The organism is Burkholderia sp. Leaf177 (assembly GCF_001424345.1).
In the GTDB taxonomy this organism is placed as follows: domain Bacteria; phylum Pseudomonadota; class Gammaproteobacteria; order Burkholderiales; family Burkholderiaceae; genus Caballeronia.
In genome coordinates, this window is the sequence record NZ_LMPF01000004.1 from 50071 (window position 1) to 75225 (window position 25155).

General features: G+C 59.3%; 25 protein-coding genes and 1 tRNA gene. 13 read left to right on the forward strand and 13 right to left on the reverse strand.

Going from position 1 to position 25155, the window contains the following annotated elements; genetic code table 11:
- Positions 1 to 47: 47 nt before the first annotated feature.
- On the reverse strand, positions 48 to 434 hold the full coding sequence (locus tag ASG35_RS07055; RefSeq protein WP_235527477.1) for a COG4315 family predicted lipoprotein: 387 nt from the start codon (positions 432 to 434) through the stop codon (positions 48 to 50).
- 181 nt (positions 435 to 615) lie between these two features.
- Between ASG35_RS07055 and ASG35_RS07060 the strand changes: the two genes are divergently transcribed.
- A complete protein-coding gene (locus ASG35_RS07060; protein ID WP_056354737.1) occupies positions 616 to 1878 on the forward strand; it encodes a CaiB/BaiF CoA transferase family protein in 1263 nt (420 codons plus the stop codon).
- Position 1879: 1 nt separating this feature from the next.
- On the opposite strand, the gene cls is transcribed toward ASG35_RS07060, so the two are convergent.
- Together cls and ASG35_RS07070 are read right to left on the reverse strand one after the other, a co-directional pair.
- Entirely contained in the window at positions 1880 to 3163 is a 1284-nt protein-coding gene (gene cls / locus ASG35_RS07065; RefSeq protein WP_056354740.1) for a cardiolipin synthase, read from the reverse strand.
- Between the two features lie 66 nt (positions 3164 to 3229).
- Positions 3230 to 3673 (reverse strand): MarR family winged helix-turn-helix transcriptional regulator, encoded by a 444-nt coding sequence (locus ASG35_RS07070; RefSeq protein WP_056354743.1) that lies wholly within the window; start codon positions 3671 to 3673, stop codon positions 3230 to 3232.
- Between the two features lie 151 nt (positions 3674 to 3824).
- On the opposite strand from ASG35_RS07070, the gene ASG35_RS07075 reads away from it, so the two are divergent.
- Positions 3825 to 5366, forward strand: coding sequence for a DHA2 family efflux MFS transporter permease subunit (locus ASG35_RS07075; RefSeq protein WP_056354746.1), 1542 nt, complete (start codon positions 3825 to 3827; stop codon positions 5364 to 5366).
- 3 nt (positions 5367 to 5369) lie between these two features.
- Here ASG35_RS07075 and ASG35_RS07080 read toward each other — a convergent pair whose 3' ends face one another.
- The 4 genes from ASG35_RS07080 to ASG35_RS07095 form a co-directional block, all read right to left on the reverse strand.
- The gene (locus ASG35_RS07080) at positions 5370 to 5879 is read right to left on the reverse strand and encodes a M48 metallopeptidase family protein (RefSeq protein WP_056354749.1); all 510 of its coding nucleotides are present in this window, start codon (positions 5877 to 5879) and stop codon (positions 5370 to 5372) included.
- 15 nt (positions 5880 to 5894) lie between these two features.
- Positions 5895 to 6266 (reverse strand): DoxX family protein, encoded by a 372-nt coding sequence (locus ASG35_RS07085; protein ID WP_156393032.1) that lies wholly within the window; start codon positions 6264 to 6266, stop codon positions 5895 to 5897.
- A 156-nt stretch (positions 6267 to 6422) separates the two neighbouring features.
- Positions 6423 to 6499: transfer RNA gene (locus ASG35_RS07090), tRNA-Pro, on the reverse strand.
- Between the two features lie 31 nt (positions 6500 to 6530).
- Positions 6531 to 7523, reverse strand: coding sequence for a polyprenyl synthetase family protein (locus tag ASG35_RS07095; protein ID WP_056354752.1), 993 nt, complete (start codon positions 7521 to 7523; stop codon positions 6531 to 6533).
- Positions 7524 to 7788: 265 nt separating this feature from the next.
- Between ASG35_RS07095 and rplU the strand changes: the two genes are divergently transcribed.
- The 4 genes from rplU to proB all read left to right on the forward strand — a co-directional run bounded on the left by rplU (position 7789) and on the right by proB (position 10888).
- Complete coding sequence (gene rplU / locus ASG35_RS07100) at positions 7789 to 8103, forward strand: 50S ribosomal protein L21 (RefSeq protein WP_056354755.1); 315 nt, start codon at positions 7789 to 7791, stop codon at positions 8101 to 8103.
- Positions 8104 to 8142: 39 nt separating this feature from the next.
- Positions 8143 to 8403 (forward strand): 50S ribosomal protein L27, encoded by a 261-nt coding sequence (gene rpmA / locus ASG35_RS07105; RefSeq protein WP_056354760.1) that lies wholly within the window; start codon positions 8143 to 8145, stop codon positions 8401 to 8403.
- Between the two features lie 180 nt (positions 8404 to 8583).
- Entirely contained in the window at positions 8584 to 9717 is a 1134-nt protein-coding gene (gene cgtA, locus ASG35_RS07110) for an Obg family GTPase CgtA (protein WP_056355300.1), read from the forward strand.
- Positions 9718 to 9769: 52 nt separating this feature from the next.
- Positions 9770 to 10888: a glutamate 5-kinase gene (proB, locus tag ASG35_RS07115; protein ID WP_056355303.1), complete on the forward strand. Its 1119-nt coding sequence runs from the start codon at positions 9770 to 9772 to the stop codon at positions 10886 to 10888.
- 64 nt (positions 10889 to 10952) lie between these two features.
- Here the strand turns inward: proB and ASG35_RS07120 are convergent, their stop codons facing one another.
- Both ASG35_RS07120 and ASG35_RS07125 read right to left on the reverse strand, forming a co-directional pair.
- Positions 10953 to 11507, reverse strand: coding sequence for a CNP1-like family protein (locus ASG35_RS07120; protein WP_056355306.1), 555 nt, complete (start codon positions 11505 to 11507; stop codon positions 10953 to 10955).
- 134 nt (positions 11508 to 11641) lie between these two features.
- On the reverse strand, positions 11642 to 12292 hold the full coding sequence (locus ASG35_RS07125) for an RNA pyrophosphohydrolase (RefSeq protein ID WP_056354763.1): 651 nt from the start codon (positions 12290 to 12292) through the stop codon (positions 11642 to 11644).
- 230 nt (positions 12293 to 12522) lie between these two features.
- Here ASG35_RS07125 and ASG35_RS07130 point away from each other — a divergent pair, with 230 nt between their 5' ends.
- Complete coding sequence (locus tag ASG35_RS07130; RefSeq protein ID WP_056354768.1) at positions 12523 to 14271, forward strand: proline--tRNA ligase; 1749 nt, start codon at positions 12523 to 12525, stop codon at positions 14269 to 14271.
- A gap of 1 nt (position 14272) precedes the next feature.
- Positions 14273 to 14884, forward strand: a complete 612-nt coding sequence (locus ASG35_RS07135) for a MarC family protein (RefSeq protein WP_056354770.1) — start codon at positions 14273 to 14275, stop codon at positions 14882 to 14884.
- Positions 14885 to 14973: 89 nt separating this feature from the next.
- Here the strand turns inward: ASG35_RS07135 and ASG35_RS07140 are convergent, their stop codons facing one another.
- Complete coding sequence (locus ASG35_RS07140) at positions 14974 to 15525, reverse strand: hypoxanthine-guanine phosphoribosyltransferase (RefSeq protein ID WP_056354773.1); 552 nt, start codon at positions 15523 to 15525, stop codon at positions 14974 to 14976.
- Between the two features lie 139 nt (positions 15526 to 15664).
- Positions 15665 to 17032: a signal recognition particle protein gene (ffh, locus tag ASG35_RS07145; RefSeq protein ID WP_056354777.1), complete on the reverse strand. Its 1368-nt coding sequence runs from the start codon at positions 17030 to 17032 to the stop codon at positions 15665 to 15667.
- A 119-nt stretch (positions 17033 to 17151) separates the two neighbouring features.
- On the opposite strand from ffh, the gene ASG35_RS07150 reads away from it, so the two are divergent.
- From ASG35_RS07150 to ASG35_RS07165, 4 genes are all read left to right on the forward strand, one after another.
- Positions 17152 to 18075 carry a cytochrome C assembly family protein gene (locus ASG35_RS07150; protein WP_056354780.1) on the forward strand — a complete coding sequence of 308 codons (924 nt, stop codon included), beginning with the start codon at positions 17152 to 17154 and terminating at the stop codon, positions 18073 to 18075.
- A 47-nt stretch (positions 18076 to 18122) separates the two neighbouring features.
- Positions 18123 to 18431, forward strand: coding sequence for a PP0621 family protein (locus tag ASG35_RS07155; protein ID WP_056354783.1), 309 nt, complete (start codon positions 18123 to 18125; stop codon positions 18429 to 18431).
- Positions 18428 to 19012: a 1,6-anhydro-N-acetylmuramyl-L-alanine amidase AmpD gene (gene ampD, locus ASG35_RS07160; RefSeq protein WP_056354788.1), complete on the forward strand. Its 585-nt coding sequence runs from the start codon at positions 18428 to 18430 to the stop codon at positions 19010 to 19012. Before ASG35_RS07155 ends, ampD begins: the two co-directional genes overlap by 4 nt.
- A 545-nt stretch (positions 19013 to 19557) precedes the next feature.
- On the forward strand, positions 19558 to 22578 hold the full coding sequence (locus ASG35_RS07165; RefSeq protein ID WP_056354791.1) for a ribonucleoside-diphosphate reductase subunit alpha: 3021 nt from the start codon (positions 19558 to 19560) through the stop codon (positions 22576 to 22578).
- A gap of 146 nt (positions 22579 to 22724) precedes the next feature.
- Here the strand turns inward: ASG35_RS07165 and ASG35_RS07170 are convergent, their stop codons facing one another.
- Positions 22725 to 24122 carry an MFS transporter gene (locus ASG35_RS07170; RefSeq protein ID WP_056354793.1) on the reverse strand — a complete coding sequence of 466 codons (1398 nt, stop codon included), beginning with the start codon at positions 24120 to 24122 and terminating at the stop codon, positions 22725 to 22727.
- Between the two features lie 135 nt (positions 24123 to 24257).
- Here ASG35_RS07170 and ASG35_RS07175 point away from each other — a divergent pair, with 135 nt between their 5' ends.
- The gene (locus ASG35_RS07175) at positions 24258 to 24476 is read left to right on the forward strand and encodes a DUF3820 family protein (protein ID WP_056354796.1); all 219 of its coding nucleotides are present in this window, start codon (positions 24258 to 24260) and stop codon (positions 24474 to 24476) included.
- 148 nt (positions 24477 to 24624) lie between these two features.
- On the opposite strand, the gene ASG35_RS07180 is transcribed toward ASG35_RS07175, so the two are convergent.
- Positions 24625 to 24831 (reverse strand): hypothetical protein, encoded by a 207-nt coding sequence (locus ASG35_RS07180; protein WP_156393033.1) that lies wholly within the window; start codon positions 24829 to 24831, stop codon positions 24625 to 24627.
- Positions 24832 to 25155: the final 324 nt, after the last annotated feature.

A 25155-nucleotide genomic window follows, 5' to 3' on the forward strand; every position in this document is an offset into this window, starting at 1 on the left:
CACATAATCAGTTTCGATGTGTGGTCTCACTCGCGCCAGTCCCTGCCTTATTGCTTCACGGTGTGCCAGACGTCCTTGAAGTTCTCCCCCTTGGCGTCGCCCGCCTTGGTGTCTTTCGCGAACGTGTACACGCGCTTGCCCTTGTAAGCCCATTGTTTGCCGCCGTCGGCGGTGGATACGACGCTCCAGTCGCCTTGGGCCTTGTCCGACGTATCGGCCATTGCCGCCGGCCAGGCCTGCGCGCAGCCGCCCGAGCAGGCGCTTGGACCGGAAGCCGTGTCTTTGTCGAAGGTATAGAGCGTCATGCCCTTCGAGTCGGTGTACATGCCGTTTGCGGCCATGGGCGGCGCGGCGTGGACGGCTAAGGAGGTCAGGGCGGTCAGGCTGAAAGTGGCGGCCAGCGCCGCGGCGAGCATCGGGTTTCGCGTTTTCATTGTCTCTTCCATTTGTCGGTCTACGGGATAAACGAACGCCGCCCGCGCAATATTCCGGCGGGCTGCGAATATTCTGGTCCAGTTTGCGAAGGTCGTCCGGGTTTTCTTCTTCCGTGGGGTGATTCGCGGACGTCGCTACAATCGACACGTTCTCGTAACTCTGAAAACAAGGCGAGGTGCAATGGTGCAGGACAGCAAGAAGTCGTCGGCTGAGAGAAAGCGTCCACTCGATGGAACCCGTGTGCTCGATCTATCGCGAGTACTGGCCGGGCCGTGGTGCACGCAAAATCTCGCGGATCTCGGCGCGGAAGTGTTCAAGATCGAACGTCCGGGAACGGGCGACGATACCCGCTCGTGGGGCCCGCCGTTCCTGCGCGACGCCGATGGCCGCGACACCTCCGAGAGCGCCTATTTTCTCTGCGCGAATCGCAACAAGCAGTCGGTTGCCATCGATATGAGTTCGCCCGAAGGCGCCGCGCTCATCCGCGAGTTCGCGAAATCCTGCGATGTCGTCGTCGAGAACTTCAAGGTTGGCGGCCTGAAGAAATATGGTCTGGATTACACGAGTCTTTCGGAACTGAATCCGCGACTGGTGTATTGCTCGATAACCGGATTTGGGCAAAATGGCCCGCTGTCGCAACGCGCGGGATACGACTTCCTGATCCAGGGCATGGGCGGCCTGATGAGCATCACGGGCGAACCCGACAGCGTGGCCGGCGGCGGTCCGGAAAAAGTCGGCGTGGCCGTGACCGACCTGATGGCCGGCATGTATGCGACCACCGGCATTCTCGCGGCCTTGATGGAGCGCGAAAAGAGCGGCCTTGGCCAGCATCTCGACATTGCGTTGCTCGACGCCCAGCTCGCCATGCTCGCCAATCAGTCGATGAACTACCTCACCACCGGCGTTGCGCCCAAGCGCATGGGCAATGCACATCCGAATATCGTGCCGTATCAGACGTTCGCGGCGAGCGACGGACACGTGATCGTCGCGTGCGGCAACGACGGCCAGTTCCGTGCGCTCTGCACGGCGATGAACGTGCCGGAACTGGCTATCGATTCACGCTTCGCCACCAACAGCGGGCGCAGCGTGAACCGCGCGGAACTGTTGCCGCAACTGGCGGCCGTGTTCATGACCCGCACGCGCGATGCGTGGGTTTCGGCGCTCGAAGCGTGCGGCGTGCCATGCGGGCCGATCAACGATATCGAGCAGGCGTTTGGTTCGGATCAGGCTGTGTATCGCCAAGCGACGCGCGAAATTGCGCATCCGGTTGCGGGCGTGGCGCCGACGGTCGCGAGTCCGCTGCGTTTATCGGCTACGCCGGTTGAATATAACCAGGCGCCGCCGATGCTCGGCGAACACACGAACACTGTTTTGCGCGATGTCCTCGGTCTGACCGATGCCCGGATCGACGAACTTCTGAAGGCAGGCGTGATCGGCGAATAGCTTAAAGCTGCCAGTCGAGCAAAGGCACGGCTTTCTCGATCAGCTTTTCCAGCGCGGGCCGATTCAGCCAGTCCTGATACGTGACTTGCTGCGACTTTTTGATATCGGCGTCGAAGATCGCGCTTTGCTGCCTTGCAAACTCGCGATCGTAGATGTTGAGATTGGCTTCGTCGTTGAGCTTGAACGAACGGCTGTCGAAATTCGTCGATCCCACCGATACCAGATATTCATCCACCACCAGCAGCTTGCAGTGAAACATGGTCGGCTGATATTCGTGGATTTCGATGCCCGCCGCCAGCAGATCGCCCCAGCATGCGCGTGACGCTTCGCGCACCGTGTGGGTATCGATGTGCTTGCCCGGCGTCACGATCCGCACCTTCACACCGCGCCGGGCGGCTTCCACCAGCGCGTTGATCGCGAGACCGTCCGGCACGAAATAAGCGCTCGCCAGATCGATCCGCTCGGACGCCGCCGTGATCGCCATCAGGTACATGAGCTCCATGTCGTCCGCGCCGTGCGTTGGCGAACTGCTGAACATGTGCGCAACGCCATTGCTCGCTTCGCCTTCGGGCAGCGGTTTGACATCGGGAAAATATTTCGGACCGTGCAGCACGTTGCCGGTCGCCTTGATCCAGTTGTCCATGAACACGGCCTGCATGTGCCCGACAACCGGTCCTTCCACGCGGAAATGGGTATCGCGCCAATGCTTCTCGTCTTGCGCGTGGCCCGTCCATTCCTCGGCAATTCCCACGCCGCCAGTGAATCCGACACGTCCGTCGATGATCAGCAGCTTCCGGTGCGTCCGGTTGTTCATGCGGCCAAGTCCGGTCCAATGCGGCTTGTGATACTGGATGACCTCGGCGCCGCTTTGGCGCAATTGCTCCAGATACTTGTGGTCCATCTTCTTGCAGCCGACCCAGTCGAGCAGGACATGCACGGCCACGCCCGACCGCGCTTTCTCCGATAACGCCGCTGCAAACTGCGCGCCGATCTCGCCCGACCAGTAGATGAACGTCTCGAACGTGATCGTTTCTTTCGCGGAGCGGATGCCTTCGAGCATCGATGGAAAGATTTCGTCGCCATTGAGCAGCACGCGATACCGGTTCCCCGATGTCACCGGAGGCCCGAGCAGAAGGCTCATCGAGCGGATGAATTGCGGGTCGTCGCTTGCGTACAGCCGGTCGATGTTGTGTTCGACCTTCTTCTCGCCGCTTACGAAATTCGCCAGGATGACCACGACAATCAGCGTGATCAGAACCGTAAGCGGTATGGCCAAAAGGAGCATGTGGGATCCGAAAGAGGGCGGCGCGGGATTCGACACGCCTCGTAGCAAGAGCCGGACCTTCTGCGATTATTCGTCCACGATCGTGCTGAGATTGACGCGCACGCGGCGCAGCAAGGAGATCAGTTGCGCGCGTTCTTCGGCGTCGAGACCGGCGAGTGCTTCGGTTGCAACCGAATCGCCGACTCGCCGCGCACGGCCGAGCGCGCCTTCGGCTTTGGCGGTCATACGCACCGTGCGTTCGCGGCGGTCATCGGGATTGGAAAAGCGTTCAATCCAGCCGCCTTCTTCCATGCGGTCGAGCAAACGGCCCGCCGATATGGGCGCGACTTCGAGCAGATCGGCCAGGCGCGCCTGATTGACATCGCCGAAATGGGACAGATACGCGAGCGCGCGGCATTGTGCCCGCGTGAGGTCGAGGGACGATTTCGCGAGTTCGTCGAAGCGCTTGCTGCACAGGCGCCCCACGTCCGAAATCAGAAATCCAAAGCGCTTGTCGAGATGCGTTTCCATGCAACGGATTATACGAAAGATGCACGTAATTACCGTGAATGAAGACGTACCGCGACGTACGGGTTTATCCGGGTTATTGACATCTTGTGACGATCGTTAGCATGTTTATAATAAGCATGCTTACTATTAAATTCACTCATCCGGCGCCTGAATGTCCTCAGAATCAATGCCGTTGAGCGCCGCAGCCGCGCCGCTCAACCGGCCAATGCTGACCGTTTCGATCATGCTTGCCACGCTGATCCAGACGCTCGACAGCACCATCGCCAACGTTGCGTTGCCGCATATGCAGGGCACGCTGTCGGCGTCGCAGGACGAGATCACGTGGGTGCTGACGTCCTACATTGTTGCCGCCGCCATTGCCACGCCGCTCACCGGCTGGCTCTCCGATCGCCTCAGCACAAAGCGCTTGCTGATCATATCGATCGGCGGTTTCACGCTTGCGTCCGCGTTGTGCGGGCTGTCGGAAACGCTTGCGCAGATTGTTGCGTCGCGTTTGCTGCAGGGCATTTTCGGCGCGTCGCTCGTGCCGCTTTCGCAATCCATCCTGCTCGATATCAACCCGCGCGAAAAGCAAGGCCAGGCGATGGCCGTCTGGGGCATGGGCGTGATGGTCGGGCCGATTCTCGGGCCAACGCTCGGCGGATGGCTCACCGACAGCTATAACTGGCGTTGGGTGTTTTTCATCAATGTGCCTATTGGCGCGTTTGCGTTGTTTGGCGTGTTCACTTTCCTGCCGGCGCGGGCCGCGAAGCACGGCGTGAAATTCGATGCATTCGGCTTCGCGACTCTAGGCCTGGCGATCGGCGCATTCCAGGCGATGCTCGATCGCGGCGAACAGCTCGACTGGTTTGGATCGTTGGAAATACGCATTGAGGCGATCCTCGCGGCGCTGAGTTTCATCTTTTTCCTGGCGCACACGGCGACGGCCGGCAAGCGCTCGTTCTTCAAGTACGAGCTTTTGAAGGACCGCAATTTCGCGACCGGCGTGTTTTTCATCTTCGTGATCGGCGCGGTGATGTACGCCACGCGCGCGCTTTTACCGCCGATGCTGCAGAACCTGATGAACTATCCCGTCGCGACCACTGGCCTCGTCACTGCTCCGAGCGGCGCGGGCACGATGTTCGCCATGTTGATCGCGGGCCGCATGCTGCGTCGCACCGATGCACGGCTTCTGCTGCTCGCCGGTTTTCTGATCTCGGCATTCGCGTTATGGCAGATGATGCAATACACGCTGGTGCTGTCGGTGTCCGACATCGTGTGGCCGGGCGTGATCCAGGGCTTTGGCCTCGGTTTCGTTTTCGTGCCGCTGAGCGCGCTGACGTTCTCGACCTTGACGCCCGAACTTCGCGCCGATGGCACCGCGACCTACAGCCTGATGCGCAATATTGGCAGCAGTATCGGTATTTCGATTGTGCAAACCATGATGACGCGCGGCACGCAGGTCGCGCACGCGGATCTCGCGGCGAACGTGAACGTCTTCAATCCATCGATGCAACCCATGCTCGAAAGCGGATCGCAGATGAGCCTCGCCCTCATGGACCAGACGATCAACCAGCAGGCGCAGATGATTGCGTACCTGAACGACTTCAAGCTGATGTTCGTCGCGACCTTGCTGGTCGTGCCGCTTGTGATGCTCATCCGTCCCGCGCGTCCGGTTCCGGGCGAAACCCTCGTGCACGCGGCCGCCGATTAAGAACTACTCGATAGACGAATCGCGCGCGATATCGCGCTGCGTCAGGTACACACGCAGATCGAACTCGATCTGGTGATACCCCGGCTGCATGAATTCGCACAGCCGATAAAACGCCTTGTTGTGATCGCTTTCCTTCAGATGTGCGAGTTCGTGCACGACGATCATGCGCAAGAATTCCGGCGGCGTTTCCTTGAACAGCGACGCCACGCGAATCTCCTTCTTCGCTTTCAGCTTGCCGCCTTGCACCCGCGATATCGCCGTATGAAGGCCGAGCGCATGACGCAGCACATCGAGCTTGGCGTCGTACATGACTTTGTCGATAGCCGGCGCCACGCGAAGAAATTCCTGCTTCAGGTCGGTCGTATATTCGTACAGTGCGCGATCGGATTGCACCGCATGCCGAAGCGGATATCGATCAGCCAGATACATGCCGAGTTTGTCATCCGCAATGAGCTTGCGGACCTTGTCCTGAAGCGTTTCCGGATACGCGCTCAGGTATTTGAGAGGAAGCATGGCGATACCAATGACTTAGTGAGTGCGACGCGTGCTCCACAAGATACACGCGATCAACGCAAGCTGAAGCGGCAAGCGAGCGACGAGCGCCCACACGGGAATATCGGGAAAACGCTCGGCATGCTGGAGCATGAAAACGTTGGCCGGCGTCACCGCGATGGTCAACAGCGCGAGTCCGATTCCGGCCATATGGCGAGTGCGTCTGATCGTGATTCCGGCGGCGCCGAGCAATTCGAAGATCCCGCTGACAATCACGGCGAGAATGGGCGCAGGCACAAACGACGGCACGATCTGCACGAACAGCGGCATGAAGAAGAAATGACAGACGCCGCCGATTGCGAACCAGAGGAACACGAACGCAAGCGCGAGGCGTCGCGTAATAGACATTGACGGCAGTGCAATGCTCGATAAACCCATGACATACCCGGTAGGAAAGCAGGAAAGAGCAGAGAGGGAATCACCCGAATACGCGAAATCAGCACGCAAAAACCGGCCCCAAAACAAAAAACCGCCCAGCAAGCTGGGCGGTTTTTTGATCAATTCTGGTCGGGGTGAGAGGATTCGAACCTCCGGCCTCTACGTCCCGAACGTAGCGCTCTACCAGGCTAAGCTACACCCCGAATGTTCACTCAGAAACGGTTCGTTTCCTTTTCAGGACTGTCTCGCCGTTGAGTAAGAACATAATTCTAGCAGGCTCTCTTTGAAAATGGAATCTGGAAACGAAGAAATTGCGTTCGCGGCCGCCTGTGCTTCCTGACGCGCGCATTTCAGCGTGTGATCAAGCGCGCCGGACGTGGTGATGGCTTCGAAAATGGTATCGAATTTATCGGTTCCGCCTTGCTCGATGGCTTCCCGTGCAAGCGCTGCCTGTTCCGCGGTTCCATGCTCCATCAAATAGATGAGCGGCAAAGTGGGCTTGCCTTCGCGCAGATCGTCGCCGGCATTTTTGCCCATGGATTCCGCCGTGCCCGTGTAGTCGAGCCAGTCGTCCATGATCTGGAAAGCCGTGCCAATGCGCCGGCCGAATTCCGCAGCCGCGGCTTCCGTCTTGGCATCTGATCCGGAAAGAACGGCGCCGAGTTGGGCCGCCGCCTCGAAAAGCTTCGCCGTCTTGTAGCGGATCACCTGCATGTAACGTGCTTCGTCCACATCCGGATCGTGCATGTTCAGCAGTTGCAGCACTTCGCCTTCGGAAATCACATTGGTCGCGACCGACAGGATTTCCATCACGCGCATCTTGCCTACGCCGACCATCATCTCGAACGAACGCGAGTACAGGAAGTCGCCGACCAGCACGCTCGCCGCATTGCCGAACAGCGCGTTCGCGGTCTTGCGGCCGCGCCGGAGATCGGATTCGTCGACGACGTCGTCATGCAGCAAGGTCGCCGTATGGATGAACTCGACGACCGCGGCCAGTTCGTGCCGGTGACTGGTTGTGTCTCCGAGAGCGCCCGACACCAGCAGCAGCAGCGCAGGACGAAGCCGTTTGCCGCCGGCCCCGATGATGTACTCGGAAATCTGGTTGATCAGCATCACTTCGGATGCCAGGCGCTGCCGGATGACGCGATTGACCTGCTGCATGTCCTCGGCGATAGGCTCGAGCACGTTGGCGGCGTTTGGGGAGGAAGTGGCTGTGGACGACATGATCGGCAATTAGGGTAGTGCCGCGAATTATAAGGCGAATCGGCCGATCGACGCCTCTAATAGACGTCCCGCCTTGGCCGCGCGGCCCCAACTGAACCATGCAGCGATATTAATCAGGATAATGTTGCGCAGCTTTGTCCGGATTCGAGCGTCGCGCCGATGAATTTGGCATCAACAAGGGTTTTGACGGAGAGCGTAACTCTCTGTATAATCACGCGTTTTCGCGCACGGTGTGCGGAAAAATGAATTCAGAGTGAGGTTCTCAATGTACGCGGTCATAAAAACCGGTGGCAAGCAGTATAAAGTTGCTGTCGGCGAAAAATTGAAAGTAGAACAGATACCGGCAGACATTGACGCTGAAATCACGCTCGACCAGGTTCTCGCAGTAGGCGAAGGTGAATCGATTCAGTTCGGTGCACCGCTGGTCAGTGGGGCTTCCGTCACATGTACCGTCGTGTCGCAAGGTCGTCACAAGAAGGTCACGATCTTCAAGATGCGTCGCCGGAAGCACTACCAAAAGCACGCTGGCCATCGCCAGAACTACACCGAATTGCGTATTGACGCTATCAACGCTGCATAAGCGCTGAGTCAATAAGCTAAACGGTCAAGGAGCTATTAAATGGCACACAAAAAAGCAGGCGGGTCATCCCGCAATGGTCGCGACTCAGAATCGAAGCGCCTCGGCGTGAAGGTTTATGGCGGCCAGGCAATCAACGCAGGCGGCATCATCGTTCGCCAGCGCGGCACGCGCATGCACCCGGGCGACAACGTCGGCATTGGCAAGGATCACACCTTGTTCGCGTTGACTGACGGCCACGTCACGTTCACGACGAAGGGCGCAGCAAAGAAGCATCTGGTCAACGTTGTCCCGGCTGCCTAAGTAAGATTCAGGCACGGGCTTCAGGACCGGAACAGGCCCCGCGAAGTTCGCGGGGCCTTTTTTATTGGCTGGTTTTTTTGACCACCCGGCTAATGACGTATATCGAATGGTCTAGTGGCTGGCATCGGCTGGTCGCGGCAAAATAGCGGAACACCGCTGAAACACGGGACGGAGCAACTCATGAAGTTCATTGACGAAGCGAGAATTGAAGTCATCGCCGGAGACGGAGGGGATGGCAGCGCGTCGATGCGGCGCGAGAAGTTCGTCCCGTTCGGCGGACCGGACGGCGGCGACGGCGGCCGGGGCGGCAGCGTGTATGCGGTCGCCGACCGCAATATCAATACGTTGATCGATTACCGATACGCCAAGAAACATCAGGCGCGCAACGGCGAAAATGGCCGCGGCGCGGACTGCTACGGCAAGGGCGGCGACGACATCATCTTGCGCATGCCGGTCGGCACGATCATCGCGGATACGGAAACGGGCGAGCTGATCGCCGATCTGACCGAGCACAATCAGAGCGTATTGATTGCGCATGGCGGCGCGGGCGGGCTCGGCAACCTGCATTTCAAGTCGAGTACGAACCGTGCGCCGCGTCAGAAAACGGAAGGAAAGCCCGGCGACCGGCGCATGTTGCGGCTCGAGCTGAAAGTGCTCGCCGACGTTGGTTTGCTCGGCATGCCGAACGCCGGCAAGTCGACTTTTATCTCGTCGGTATCGAATGCGCGGCCGAAAATCGCGGATTATCCGTTCACTACGCTTGCGCCGAACCTCGGCGTGGTGCGCGTCGGGCCGGAAAAGAGCTTCGTGATCGCGGACATTCCTGGTTTGATCGAAGGCGCGGCAGAAGGTGCGGGGCTGGGTCATCGCTTCCTGCGCCATTTGCAGCGCACCGGCGTGCTGCTTCATCTGGTTGATCTGGCCCCGTTCGATGAAGCCGTCGATCCGGTTCAAGAAGCGCGTGCGATCGTCAACGAACTGCGCAAGTACGATGAAGCGCTGTATGAAAAGCCGCGCTGGTTGGTGCTGAACAAGCTGGACATGGTGCCGGACGAGGAACGCAAGGCACGCGTGGCGGACTTCATCAAGCGTTACGAATGGGACGGTCCGGTATTCGAAATCTCGGCGCTGACCGGCCAGGGTTGCGAAGGCCTGACGTACGCCATCTTCGATTACATCTCGAAGAACTCGGACGCGTCACGCGCGGCGGAAGCTGAGGATCTTGCCGCCGACGTGCGTTTCCGCGATGAACCCGCGGCCGTCGCGCCTCGATCTGCGCCGGAAATCGAAGAAGACGACGAAGACGAAGCGTAAGAAAAGTCAGGCCCGTGGTGAGTTGAGGCAAATTCGAGGAGAAATGCGTCAGATGCGTTCCGTCATAGCCGCTTCGAAGCGACTCGTAGTGAAAGTAGGATCGAGCCTCGTGACAAACGACGGTCGCGGTCTCGATCACGCGGCCATCGCACGCTGGGCCTCGCAAATTGCCGCCTTGCGCGAGCAGGGCAAGGAAGTCGTGCTGGTGAGTTCGGGCGCGATTGCCGAAGGGATTCATCGGCTTGGATGGACAAAAAGGCCGCGCGAAATCGACGAGTTGCAGGCTGCGGCCGCGGTCGGGCAAATGGGTTTAGCGCAGGTTTATGAAAGCAGTTTCGGCAAGCATGGCATCCGGACCGCGCAGATTTTGCTGACGCACGCCGATCTGGCTGACCGCGAACGTTATCTAAATGCGCGCTCAACGCTTCTGACCTTGCTGCGCCTGGGCTGCGTGCCGATCATCAATGAAAACGACACGGTCATCACCGACGAAATCAAATTCGGCGATAACGACACACTCGGCGCGCTTGTCGCGAATCTGATTGAAGGCGACGCGCTGATCATCCTCACCGATCAACGCGGTTTGTTCACTGCCGATCCCCGCCGCGATCCGTCGGCGACCTTAGTGGAACAGGCGGATGCGGGAACACCGGAACTCGAAGCCATGGCGGGCGGCGCGGGTTCGAGTCTCGGACGCGGTGGCATGCTGACCAAGATTCTCGCGGCGAAGCGTGCGGCGCATAGCGGCGCAAATACCGTAATTGCAAGTGGGCGAGAGTCGGATGTCCTGACGCGGCTTGCTTCCGGCGAATTGATCGGCACGCAACTCATCGCCCGGACGGCGCGGATTGCGGCCAGGAAACAATGGATGGCCGATCATTTGCAGGTCCGCGGACACGTGGTGATCGACAACGGCGCGGTCGAAAAGCTCACCGCAGGCGGTAAGAGTCTGCTGCCGATTGGTGTTATCGATGTCCACGGCGCGTTTGCGCGCGGCGAAGTGATCGCCTGCTTGAATTCCGATGGACGCGAAGTCGCGCGCGGCATCACAAATTACAGCAGTTCCGAGGCGCGGCTTATTCAGCGGAAGCCCAGCGGCGAGATCGAGACGGTGCTTGGCTACATGCTCGAACCTGAGTTGATTCATCGAGACAATCTGGTGCTTGCCTAAGTAATCTTTAGTTGAAAAGCCGCCTTCTGGCGGCTTTCTCGGCTAAGTTCGCTGCAATACAGACTTAGTGGTAATTCGAAACTGCAGTCCGCTTCATCTGAATATTCGACAGAATTTGCTTCGCCGACCCCGTGGGCAATTTGTTCGCGCAGAAATAATCCTGATAAAGCGCTGCGTGATACGCGTTCAACTCGCCGTTTTCAATGCGCGCGAAGTCGCGCTCCACCGCCCGATCCCAACCGTTCTGGTCTTCGTTGATACTCGCGTACAAGCGCCAGTTGTAGTTGTCGCAGCGGATCCCTTCGTAGTTCACGTTGCGCGCGCCGGCCGGGCTTTGCACCACGACCGTATAACGGATCACGCCGTCATCGCCCACGCTGAGCGAGTTTTTATCGATGAAAAAACTCAGCGGCGTGTTTTGCGAAACCGTGAACGGAATCAGGTTGGCCTGCTGCGGCAAAGGCGGAATGGTTTCGACCTTGTTTTCGGTCCAGTTGGGCTTGCGGTCCATCAAATAGACAAACGCGCTGTCGTCCTTGTTGGTCGGCTTCGAGCTGCCGCAACCGGCGAGCACGGCAAGGGCTGCCGCGGATGCCGCGAACAATGCAATGGCTTTCAATTCTTGAATCCCTGAGGTTGATGCAACGGCGACCGCAAACGGATTAAGCCTCGCGCTGCTTGAGGCTCGCTTCCGACGCCGCACGAAAAAAAGCGGCGAGCGTTGCCGCGCCGCCGCTTTGGATGACACACGTCCTAATCCCGCGAAGGACGTTGTGCGTAGATATGCAGCTCTTCGGTCACCGAACATTCTGCCTGAATGACCCGACCGTTGGCAGAAACGGTCGCATCTTCCATGGTCATGCTCCCGATCACGCGCGGATATCGGTTGGCGTGACGCGCCAAATGTTCCGCACGCTCGGCACGCACGGCTGCGCGCCTCAGGAAGCGAGAAAGTTCCGTGAGCGCAAGCTGATATACATCACGCTTGAACTCGATCACCGCGTCAAGCGGGACCCAATATTCGTTCCACCGCCAGGCATCGAATTCCGGATGATCAGTCGCACGCAAACAAATGTCACAGTCGCGGCCTACCATGCGTAACAAAAACCAAATCTGCTTTTGTCCGCGATAATGACCGCGCACTTCGCGCTTGATGAACTTGTCCGGCACCTCATAACGCAGCCAGTCGCGAGTTCGACCCACGACCTTGACGTGTTCCGGCAGCAAACCGGTTTCTTCGTGTAACTCCCGATACATCGCTTGCACAGGGGTCTCGCCGTACTTGATGCCCCCTTGCGGAAACTGCCAGGAATGTTCACGCAGCCGCTTGCCCCAAAACACTTCGTTGTGCGCGTTCAAGAGGATGATGCCGACGTTCGGGCGAAAGCCTTCACGATCCAGCATACAACCACCTTCGAATCCTTTAAAATTGCTTTGATTATAAACAGATAACGGGCCTGGCGCACCGGCACGAACCCGAATTCGGGCATTCGTTTCGCCTGGGCGCCGAGGCGGGCGGCGCGATGGTTTGTGCCCCGCGTCGCGGTCCCGTCGTTCACTCGTTCCGCACGTTCAGCACGATTGGGCGCTCATTGCCCATTCAATCGACGCGCTCCGCTTTGGAAGATTTTTGAATGAAAGCATCCCGTTTCTTTATCGCCACCCTGAAAGAAGCCCCCACCGACGCAGAAATCGTCAGCCATCAGCTCATGGTCCGCGCAGGCATGATCCGCCGCGTGGCCGGTGGTATTTATAGCTATCTGCCCATTGGCCTGCGTTCCATTCGCAAAGTGGAAAACATCGTGCGCGAAGAAATGGATCGTGCTGGCGCGCTCGAACTGCTGATGCCGGCGGTGCAGCCCGCGGAACTCTGGCAGGAATCGGGACGCTGGGAGCAGTACGGGCCGGAACTGCTGCGCATCAAGGATCGTCACGATCGCGATTTCGTGGTCGGGCCGACGCACGAAGAAGTGGTGACGGACATTGCGCGCCGCGAGATCAAGAGCTATCGGCAGTTGCCGGTGAACTTCTATCAGATCCAGACGAAGTTCCGCGATGAAATCCGTCCGCGTTTCGGCGTGATGCGCGGCCGCGAATTCATCATGAAGGACGCGTATTCATTCGATCGCGATCAGGCGGGTCTGGCCGAGTCGTACAAGAAAATGTTCGATGCCTACGTGCGCGTGTTTTCGCGCATCGGCCTGGAATTCCGTGCGGTCGCGGCGGATAACGGATCGATTGGCGGCAGCGGTTCGCACGAATTCCACGTGATCGCCGACACAGGCGAAGACGCGATCGCATATAACCCGGCGTCGGATTACGCGGCGAACGTTGAAGCTGCCGAGGCGTTGCCGCTGAACGCCACGCGCGCGGCGCCCGCCGAAGAGATGAAAAAGACGGCAACGCCGGGCAAGGCGAAGTGCGAGGCCGTTGCCGAGTTGCTGAACATTCCGCTGCAACGGACCATCAAGTCGATCATTCTCGCGACCGAAAACGAAGGCGCCGATGCGACCATCTGGTTGTTGATGCTGCGCGGCGATCATTCGCTCAACGACATCAAGACGGGCAAGCTGCCGGGTCTCGCGGGTTACCGGTTCGCGACTGAAGCCGAAATCATCGATTCCTTCGGCACGCCGCCCGGTTATCTCGGCCCGATCAACACAAAGAAGCCGATCAAGGTGATCGCGGATCGCACGGTCGCGAACATGAGCGACTTCGTGGTCGGCGCGAACGAGGTGGACTATCACATCATGGGCGTGAACTGGGGCCGCGATCTGCCGGAACCGGTCGTGGCGGACATCCGCAATGTGCTCGTGGGCGATCCGTCGCCGGACGGCAACGGTACGCTCGAAATCTGCCGCGGCATTGAAGTGGGCCACGTGTTCCAGCTCGGCACGAAGTATTCGGATTCCATGGGCGCGACGTTCCTCGACGAAAACGGCAAGCCTGCCCAAATGCTGATGGGTTGCTACGGGATCGGGATCACGCGGGTTCTGGGCGCGGCGATCGAACAGAACTTCGATGCGAAGGGCATCATCTGGCCGGAATCGATTGCACCGTTCGAAGTCGTGCTCTGCCCGATGGGCTATGACCGCAGCGACGCCGTGCGCGAGCAGGCCGACAAGCTTTACACAACGCTGAAGGATGCGGGTATCGACGTGATTCTCGACGATCGCGGTGAGCGTCCGGGCGTGATGTTCGCGGATTGGGAACTGATCGGCGTGCCGCATCGGCTGGTGATCGGCGATCGCGGGCTGAAGGAAGGCAAGCTCGAATATCAGGCGCGACGTGACACTGAAGCCACGCTGCTTCCGGTCGAAGACGCTGCGAATGTGGTGATCGAGAAGGTCCGCGCCGCGCTTGGTCGCGGAGTATCGAAGTAACGTGCAGTACAACTTCCTCTCGGCAACGGTGTTGCTGATTCTGATCACTGATCCGCTGGGCAATATCCCGATCTTCATCAACGCGTTGCGTGGTGTGGCGAAGGAGCGCCGGCGGATCGTGATCCTGCGTGAAGTGGCGATTGCGTTCGGGATCTTGCTGATGTTCATGCTCGTCGGCGATCGCTTTCTTCGCGCGATGAGCCTGACGGATTTGTCGTTGCGGCTGGGCGGCGGGATCGTGTTGTTCCTGATCGCGCTGCGAATGATTTTTCCGCATCCCGATGGCCCCATGGGCGGCGATTCGCGCGGCGGCGAACCGCTGATCGTGCCGCTTGCCATTCCGGCGCTCGCCGGTCCGTCGGCATTGGCGACGGTGATGTTGCTGACATCTCAGGCGCCCGGGCAGATGTGGGAATGGGTCGGCGCGCTGACGGTGACCATGTTCGTCTGCGCGATCGTGCTAGTGATGGCCGAGAAGATTCAGCACTGGCTCGGCGAACGTGCGGTGACGGCGTTCGAGCGGCTGATGGGACTGGTGCTCGTGTCCATATCCGTCGAAATGATCCTGACCGGGATTCGTACCTTCGTGCATCAACTGGCGACCAGCGGCTGACGTTTCTTACATACTGCTCCGAAAAAAGCAAAAGGCCGTTTCAACTTAAGTTGAAACGGCCTTCTTTATTTTTGCCGGAGCGAAAGGACTCAAGCGCCTTCGGTCAGCGCCCGGATGGTCGGCAGGTTGCGCCAATATCCCTTCGCGTCCATGCCGCAGCCGAACACATAACGGTCGGGCACTTCAAAGCCGCAAAAATCCGGACGCAGCGGCTTCGCTTTATTGATGAGCTTCTCGCAGAGCACCGCCGAGAGGAATTTCTTCGCGCCCATTGCCATGATCCGGTCGCGGATGGCAGCCATGGTTTCGCCTTCGTCCAGGATGTCGTCGAGCACGAGCACCACGCGATCCTTCACCGATTCCGCCGGCGCCACGCGCCATTCCATCTTGTCGCCGCCCTTGGTCGTATTCCGATAGCGCGTCAGATGGATGTAGTCGAACTCGAGCGGGAAATCGAGATGCGGCAGCAACATGCCGGTGAACACCGCCGCGCCGCCCATGACGGACAGCACGAGCGGGAACTCCTCGCCGGTACTCGTGCCAATGTCCTTTGCCATATTGACGATCGACGCAGTCACGTCCTGCGCCGAAACGATCTCTTCGGAGTGGCTGAAAATGTGGAGTGCTTCTTCGCGGTTCATATGGGCAGACGGGGAGGGTGGAACTAGATTAGAAGAGACAGGGCACGTAGCGCTACATAATAAACCCGCGATCCCGAACGGGAACGCGGGTCTTCCAAATCAGGAGGCTACGGCAACAAAAAGAAACAGAAACAGAAGCTCAACGCATGCCCGGCATCATGCCCTTCATGCCGCGCATCATTTTCTGCAGATTGCCGCCCTTGAGCTTTTTCATCATGCCGCGCATTTGCTCGTATTGATTCAGCATGCGGTTCACTTCCTGCACTTGAACGCCCGCGCCCGCGGCAATCCGGCGCTTGCGCTGCGCCTTGATGAGATCGGGTTTCGCGCGCTCGGCGAGCGTCATGGAATTGATGATGCCTTCCATGCGGCGCATCTGCTTTTCAGCAATGCCCATATTCGCGCCCGCTGCGGCCTGCTGGAATTGCGCCGGCAGCTTGTCCATCAACGACGACAAACCGCCCATGTTCTTCATCTGCGCGAGTTGCGCGCGGAAATCGTTCAGGTCGAAATCGCCGCCTTTCTTGACTTTATCGGCGAGTTTCTGCGCGGCGGCGCTGTCCACGCCTTTCTGCGCTTCCTCGACGAGCGCCAGAATGTCGCCCATGCCGAGAATCCGGTTCGCCATGCGATCCGGGTGAAACACTTCCAGGCCATCGAGCTTTTCTGCGACACCCACGAACTTGATCGGCTTGCCGGTCACGTGGCGCACGGAAAGCGCGGCGCCCCCGCGTGAATCGCCGTCGAGCTTGGTGAGCACCACGCCGGTCAGCGGCAGGGCGTCGCTGAACGCCTTGGCCGTGTTGACCGCGTCCTGGCCGAGCATGGCGTCGACTACAAACAGCGTTTCCGCCGGTTTCAGGATGCCGTGCAGCTCGGCGATTTCCTTCATCATCGCTTCGTCGATACCGAGACGGCCGGCGGTATCGACAATCAGTACGTCATGGAAATGGCGCTTGGCCCAATCCACCGCGGCCCGCGCGATGTCAGCCGGTTTCTGATCCGGTTCCGACGGGAAAAAGTCCGCGCCGACCTGTTCGGTCACCGTTTTCAGCTGCGCAATAGCCGCCGGCCGATACACGTCGACAGACACCGTCAGCACTTTTTTCTTGTACTTTTCGCGCAGCAGCTTGGCGAGCTTACCGGTGGTGGTCGTCTTACCCGCACCTTGCAGGCCGGCCATGAGTATGATTGCAGGCGGCGTAACGGCGAGATTCAACTCGGCCGCCTTGCCCTCGTAATCGCCGCCAATAATGGCCGTCAGCTCGCGCTGCACCACGCCGACTAACGCCTGGCCCGGCGACAGGCTGGAAATCACTTCTTCGCCGAGCGCCTTTTCCTTCACCTTGGCGATAAATTCGCGCACGACTGGCAGCGCAACGTCGGCCTCGAGCAGCGCCAGGCGGACTTCGCGCAGCATTTCCTGCGTGTTAGCCTCGGTGAGCCGGGCTTCGCCGCGCAGCGTCTTTACGACGCGCGCCATCCGTGTAGTGAGTGTGTCTAGCATGGGAGCGTGTGAGAGTGCGGCCGGTAAGTGTCGGTAACTAAGCGATGACGGCTTCCCTGCGGCCCTTGCTGCAAGAGGGGAAGACGTCGCGGCCCCAAGGCCTGGTGTAAACTTCAATCATGGATATTGTACTGTATGCCCTCACTGCGCTTCTCTACGGCGGACTTGCCGTAGCGGGCTGGCGCGCGCATCGCCACACGGCGGTCGGACCGGCGCTCGCGGGCATGCCGGCGGGCACTCGCCTGGGCGACCAAGCGCCAAGCGGGCGAACATCGAAGGCGTCGGGCATGAGTTCCATGGGACGCGTGCTGCTCGGCGTCGCGTTGCTTTTGCATGGCGTCCTGCTGCACACCACCATCTTTCCGCAAAACGCGATGATATTTGGCTTCGCGTTTGCGCTCTCCGCCATGTTTTGGCTGGGCGCGGGAATCTACTGGATCGAGAGTTTCTTCTTCCCGCTCGACGGCCTGCGCCTGCTCGTCTTGCCGCTTGCAGCCGTGGCGTCCGTGATGCCGCTGTTTTTCGGCGGCGTGCGCGTGTTGTCGTATTCGGCCGCGCCCATGTTCAAGCTGCACTTTCTGATCGCCAACATTGCGTATGGATTGTTTGCGATCGCGGCGCTTCACGCCATCCTCATGCTGATGGTCGAAAAGCGGTTGCAGAACATGCGCGGCACGGCGACGCGGCATACATCGAATAGCTGGGTGTCGAGCTGGCTCGATACCTTGCCGCCTTTGCTCACGCTCGAAAAATTGTTGTTCCGCTTGATCTCGGCGGGGTTCGTGCTCTTGACGCTCACGCTTATTTCCGGCGTCGCGTTCAACGAACAACTCGTCGATAAAGCGTTCAAGCTCGACCACAAGACGGTGTTCGCGATTCTGTCGTGGGTCATGTTCGGCGCGTTGCTCACCGCGCGCCGTGTGTCCGGCTGGCGCGGCCGCGCTGCGTTGCGCTGGGTGCTTGCCTCATTCGTGGCGTTGTTGCTGGCCTATGTAGGCAGCCGCTTCGTGTTCGAAGTGCTGTTGCATCGCGCGGTCGTCTGACGCGTTCACCTCGACTTCGCCTCTACTGCTTCTACTATTAGTAAGCCATGCGCCAAATTCTCCTGCTGATTTTTATCTTCTTCGCAAGCCAGTGGCTTTTCAAAAAGCTCAAGCGCGCCCAGGCCGCCGCGGACGGCGCTCACCCCGGTGCCGGCAATGACGCCGGCGCCGCGCGCGCTTCTCGCGGTCCTGCTGCATCCAGCACGCCGCAACTTCCCGATCCACTCGTACGCTGCGCTGAATGCGGCGTGCATACGCCGAACAGCGAAGCGGTCGTTGCGGCAGGCCATCGCTTTTGTTCCGTCGATCACGCCCAACGTCACGCCGCGCGCCCGACAGGCCGCGACGCACGATGAGCGAACCAGGTTTCATTGGCGAGGATGGATGGTATTCGTCAGCGTGCAGGTTGCCGTCGCCGAATTTCGAGGTGCGTCCCGGCGGCATGGAGCCGACGTTGATCGTGGTTCACAACATCAGCTTGCCGCCCGACGAGTTCGGCGGCAGCGCGGTCACCGAGCTCTTCCAGAATCGTCTCGATCACGACGCTCATCCGTACTACGACCAGTTGCGCGACATGCGCGTATCGTCGCATTTCGTGATTCGTCGTGACGGTGTGATTGAGCAATATGTGTCGTGCAACGAGCGTGCGTGGCACGCGGGTTTATCGAATTTCTTCGGCCGCGAGCGATGTAACGATTTTTCGGTTGGCATCGAACTGGAAGGCAGCGACACAAGCGCGTTCGAAGATGCGCAATATGTGTCGCTTAACCAGGTGGTCCGTGCGGTCACGCAGCGTTATCCAATCGATGCGGTAGCCGGCCATTCGGACATTGCGCCCGGACGCAAGACAGACCCGGGTCCTCACTTCGACTGGTTGCGTCTGCAACACGACTGTGAACTTCCTCTTCAGTACTTTCCCTACTTCGCAAAAGCGTAGGCCGCGAGTCTCCGCGACCGTTCAACGCTTGACATTCCTTGATTCGATTTTGCGTTGCAGCGCGTTTGGCGTTCGCATGCTCGCGATCCCTTGTCCGACTTTGGCATTCCAAAAGTCAAGCCCGGTTAGTGAAATCCTCAGCAAATAAAAGTTTTTGAGACTGTGCCGAATGTCACTATACTTGGTGCTCAGAGACGTAAATCGCACTATATGTTGTGTTGTCAAGGCGGCGCCCCGCTCGTAGAGCCGGCGCCGCACGCTTGTGCGGCCATAGAACAAAACGCCGCATAAGCGACTGATTCGCCGCGTGAATTTCGCCGGCAAGTCGGGTTGAAACACTCGGGGGCAGATAGGCGTAGTGAGTGAAATTGCCATCGTGATCGAACGGATCGCAGCGGCAAATTCCCAGGCTGACCATTTTCAATTTCATCGTCGCGCGTGGTTGGCAAGAGCAGCACCCGGCAGCAAAAAAGCTGGCCAGCCACGCGCGGCACGCATCTCAATCCGCGGACGTTCCGCACCATCGAACACCAGGAGATTTGCACATGCAAACCACCGACAACGCCACGATTTCCTACGAAGGCGCTTCTGTGCGACCCATCGGCGCACAAGGTCAGCAGCCGAACGCGAGCGCGCTCGCTCCGGACGCTACATTGGCCGACTACAAAGTCATCCGCCGTAACGGGACCGTGGTGTCGTTCGAGCCGTCGAAGATTTCCATCGCCGTGACGAAGGCATTTCTCGCTGTGAACGGCGGACAGGGCGCAGGCTCGGCGCGGGTGCGCGAGCTTGTCGAACAACTGACGCACAGCGTCGTGCGCGCGCTTGTGCGCAGCCGTCCGAACGGCGGCACGTTCCATATTGAAGATATTCAGGATCAGGTCGAACTCGCGCTGATGCGCGGCGGCGAGCACAACGTGGCGCGCGCTTACGTGCTGTATCGCGAGAAGCGCACGCAGGAACGCGCGCACGCGCCGGAAACGCGTGCGAACGCGCTCGGCATCAATGTGATCGACAACGGCGTGTCGCATCCGCTGGACCTGGACGCGTTGAAGGCGCGGATCAACGAAGCCTGCGTGAATCTCGGCAGCGAAGTGAACGCGGACCCGATCGTCGCGGAAACGGTGAAGAACCTGTACGACGGCGTGCCGATGGCGCAAGTCTACGATTCGGCCATTCTCGCCGCGCGCACCATGATCGAAAAGGACCCGGCGTACAGCCAGGTCACCGCGCGCATCTTGCTGCACACGATTCGCCGCGAAATCTTGGAAGAAGATGTCTCGCAAGGCGAAATGTCGACGCGTTACGCCGAATACTTTCCGCTCTTCATCAAGCAGGGCGTGGAAGCGGAACTGCTCGACGAAAAACTCCAGCAATATGATTTGAAGCGTTTGGGCGCGGCACTCGATGCCGACCGCGACCTGCAATTCGGTTATCTGGGCCTGCAGACGCTGTACGACCGCTACTTCCTGCACAACGAAAACAAGCGCATCGAATTGCCGCAAGCGTTTTTCATGCGCGTCGCGATGGGCCTGGCGCTCAACGAAATCGACCGCGAAGCACGCGCTATCGAGTTCTATAACGTGCTGTCGAGCTTCGACTTCATGTCGTCCACGCCGACACTGTTCAATTCCGGCACGCGCCGTTCGCAATTGTCATCGTGCTATCTGACGACAGTTGCCGACGACCTCGACGGCATCTATGAGGCGCTGAAGGAAAACGCGCTGCTCTCGAAGTTCGCCGGTGGTCTGGGCAACGACTGGACGCGCGTGCGTGCGCTCGGTTCGCACATCAAGGGCACGAACGGCAAGTCGCAAGGCGTGGTGCCGTTCCTGAAGGTCGTGAACGACACTGCCGTCGCGGTGAACCAGGGCGGCAAGCGCAAGGGCGCGGTGTGCGCGTATCTGGAAACGTGGCACCTCGATATCGAAGAATTCCTGGAACTGCGCAAGAACACGGGCGATGACCGTCGCCGCACGCACGACATGAACACGGCGAACTGGATTCCCGATCTGTTCATGAAGCGCGTTCACGAAAACGGCGACTGGACGCTGTTCTCGCCCGCCAACACGCCGGATCTGCACGATCTGTTCGGCGCTGCATTCGAAAAAGCGTACGTGGCGTATGAAGAAAAAGCGGCGCGTGGCGAACTGAAGCTGTTCAAGAAGGTTCCTGCCGCGCAACTCTGGCGCAAGATGCTGGGCATGCTGTTCGAAACGGGCCACCCGTGGATCACGTTCAAGGATCCGTGCAACATTCGTTCGCCGCAGCAGCATATTGGCGTAGTGCACTCGTCGAACCTGTGCACTGAAATCACGCTGAACACCAGCGACACCGAAATCGCCGTGTGCAATCTCGGCTCGGTGAACCTCGTCGCGCACATGAAGAAGCAAGCCGACGGCACGCTGGCGCTCGACCACGAGAAGTTGAAGCGCACGGTCAGCGTCGCCATGCGCATGCTCGACAACGTCATCGACATCAATTACTACGCCGTTGCCAAGGCGCGTAATTCGAACCTGAAGCATCGTCCGGTCGGCATGGGCATCATGGGATTCCAGGACTGCCTGCACTTGCTGCGCACGCCGTATGCGTCGAAGGAAGCAGTCGATTTCGCCGATACCTCCATGGAAGCGGTCTGCTACTACGCGTACTACGCATCCACGGAACTCGCCGAAGAACGCGGCCGTTACTCGAGCTATCGCGGCTCGCTGTGGGATCGCGGCATTCTTCCGCAAGACTCGCTGAAGCTGCTCGCGGCAGAACGCGGCGGGTACGTGGAAGTGGACGACAGCGCGTCGATGGACTGGACCCAGCTGCGTTCGCGGATCGCAACGCACGGCATGCGCAATTCGAATTGCGTGGCAATTGCGCCGACGGCGACGATTTCGAACATCATCGGCGTGTCGGCTTGTATTGAACCGACGTTCCAGAACCTGTACGTGAAGTCGAATCTGTCGGGTGAATTCACGGTCGTGAACGAATACCTGGTGCGTGACCTGAAGGAACGCGGACTGTGGGACGAAGTCATGGTCTCCGACCTGAAGTACTTCGACGGCACGCTTTCGCGCATCGACCGGGTGCCGGCGGATTTGCGCGCCATCTACGCCACCGCGTTCGAACTGGACGCGACCTGGGTCGTGGAAGCGGCATCGCGCCGTCAGAAATGGATCGATCAGGCGCAGTCGCTGAACATCTATATGGCGGGCGCGTCGGGCAAGAAGCTGGACGAGGTGTACAAGCTGGCGTGGCTGCGCGGCCTGAAGACCACGTATTACCTCCGCACGATGGCCGCAACGCACGTCGAGAAATCGACGGTCGCTCACGGTCAGCTGAACTCGGTGCCCTCGGGCAACTCGGACGGCGGTGCGGGTGGAGCGGGCGGTGCAAGCGGTACGAACGGCAGCGGCTTCGGCACGCAGGGTTCGCACGGGTCATCGACGGGCGGTTTCAACGCGGCCGCAATCGCGGCGCCGGCGGTGTCCGCGGCCGAGCAGGAAGCCGACGGTCCGGTCTGCATGATGCGTCCGGGCGATGCCGGGTTTGACGAATGCGAGGCTTGCCAGTAAGAAGCTGCAGGCGACGGGTCGTGCAGATCACCCGTCGCTGACAAGTAGTTAGCAGATAGCAGAGGCCGGTTCGAAAGCGGTTGTTCTTCCCAGTCAGGAAGTGGCGACCGGATTCGATACCGGCTTTTTCCATTCGTACTCGCCGCTTACCCTCGTGTTCCCCGCGATATCTCGTGTCCGGCATCGTGCGAAAGCCGCGCAGTAATTGGAATCGAAAGAAATGAAAACATGCCGACAACCACAAACGCCGGCCAGAAGTCCGACCAGACCATTTGCGGATGTCCTTGCAGATCGTGAGAAATCTGCAGCGCGATCCCGCCGACGGTCACACCTAATCCCAGCGAAACCTGCTGGATAAAACTGCCGAGACTGGTCGCGCGCCCAACATCGCGGCTTTCAATCTCCGCATACGTGAGCGAGTTGAGGCTCGTAAATTGCAACGCCGGGAAAAATCCGCCGAGCAGTACGACGGCCCAGATGAGCCACGTCGGCGTGCCGGGGTAGAACATGCCGCACGCCGCGATCGCGATACCCGAGAGCGCCGCGTTCACCATCAGCGTCTGCCGGAAGCCGAAGCGATGCAACACGCGCGAGGCCAGCGAGCGCATGAACATGCCGCCGACCGCCGACGCGCACGTGATCGAACCCGACTTGAATGCGCTCATACCCAGTCCTTCCTGCATGGCGAGCGGCAGCAGGAACGGCACGGCGCCGAGGCCAATGCGAAACAGCGAACCGCCGACCACGCTTGCCTGGAACGTGGGCACGCGCAGGAAGCTGAGATCGAGCAGCGGCAGCTTGATGCGCCGCGAGTGCAGGAAATACAGCACGAGAAAAACCACGCCGCCGAGCGCCATGCCCGCCGCAACGCGATCCGTGACCAGCTCGCCGCCGATCAGCGATAGTCCGAGGAGGAACAGCGTTCCGCCCATCGCCGATAAAAAGAAGCCGAGCCAGTCGAGCGGTCCCGGATGCGCCTCGCGCACGTTCGCAATGTATTTGTTAGTGAGGTAGATCCCCGCGATGCCTATCGGGATGTTGATGAAGAAAATCAGGCGCCAGTGCAGATAGGTCGTGATGAAACCGCCGAGCAGCGGGCCGACTGCGGGACCGAACATGGCGGGCAACGACAGATAGTTCATCGCGCGGATGAATTCGGAGCGGCGCACCGAGCGGAAGATGATGATCCGCCCGACCGGCACCATCATCGCGCCGCCCACGCCTTGCACGAAGCGCGCGAGCGTGAAGGGAATCAGCGAAGTGGAGGCCGCGCACAGGATCGAACCGGCCACGAAGATGCCGATGGCAAGACGAAAGATGGTGCGTGCGCCGAAGCGGTCGGCGACCCAGCCGCAGATTGGAATGAACACGCCGAGGCCGAGCACATAACTCGTGACGGCAATCTTTAGTGTTACAGGATCGCGGCCGAAAGCTTTGGCCATTTCGGGGATCGCGGTGACGATGACATTGGCATCGACGCTTTCCATGAACATCGCGCATGCGACGATGAGAGGGGCAACGAAAGCTTTGATGGCTAGCGACATGGAGAACTGAAGGGGATCTCTTCGCGGCGGGAGTTGCGATTATGGCATCGATATCAAGGCAGCGACATCGCGAAGTGCCGCGGGGCTTTCGCATTGAGCGCGACTTCGCGCAGTAAAAACACATGGAGCACGACGATGGACCCCGAAGATTTGCAGCGTCTCGTCACGCAAAAAATGCCTTACGGAAAGTACAAGGACCGCTTACTCGCGGACCTGCCGGGTCACTACCTTGCATGGTTTGCGCGTGAGGGTTTTCCTGCAGGACAGCTCGGCCGGCTGCTCTTGCTGATGCACGAAATCGATCACAACAATCTGCGTGAACTGCTCGCGCCGTTGCGTGACAAACGCGCTTGAACGCGATGCTGAGCAAGGCTTCGCCGCGTGATTTCGATACCCGGATTCGCGCTTGCACGATGCGCCTACTTGTACTATAGGTAGTTTGTGCTGACCTGAAGGACCCAAGATTTTGTGTTTTTCACCTTTGCGATGAAGGCATCGGGTGCTACACTTTCACCATGGAAACACGACGCGAAAGCGCTTCGTTTCCACTGCGAGACAGATGGGTTTCGAGGGCGTTGTAGAGAGCGCCCGAGCGATCAAAAAACGTGTCGCGGAAGATCAGATTCAAAGCTTTGCTTGTGTGCATCGCGAAGATCGACTTAACTTGATTGAACGCGTCGCGCATCGTACGAACTTGCAGCACATTCATTTGCATCAACACGCGGGCGAGTCAGGATTTCATCGAAGGCAACTGAAGTTCGAATGCAACGAAAGTCACTGGACGTCACGCTTCAAAAGACACACGCAAGATGATTCGCAGCAACGCATCACACCGCTGCGAAGAACGTGAAAGAACACTGCGAGAGCACTGCATCGAACACGTTCAGCAACGTCTTGCATGAAGCTTCAAGCAGTGAGCTCAACGCAAAGTGTTGTATGCAAGTAGCAGCGTCAACACGAAAACAGGATTTTTATGAGCAAGCTCTTTTATCGCTCATGGAAAGATGGTACAAACCGATCTAAATTGATGGTG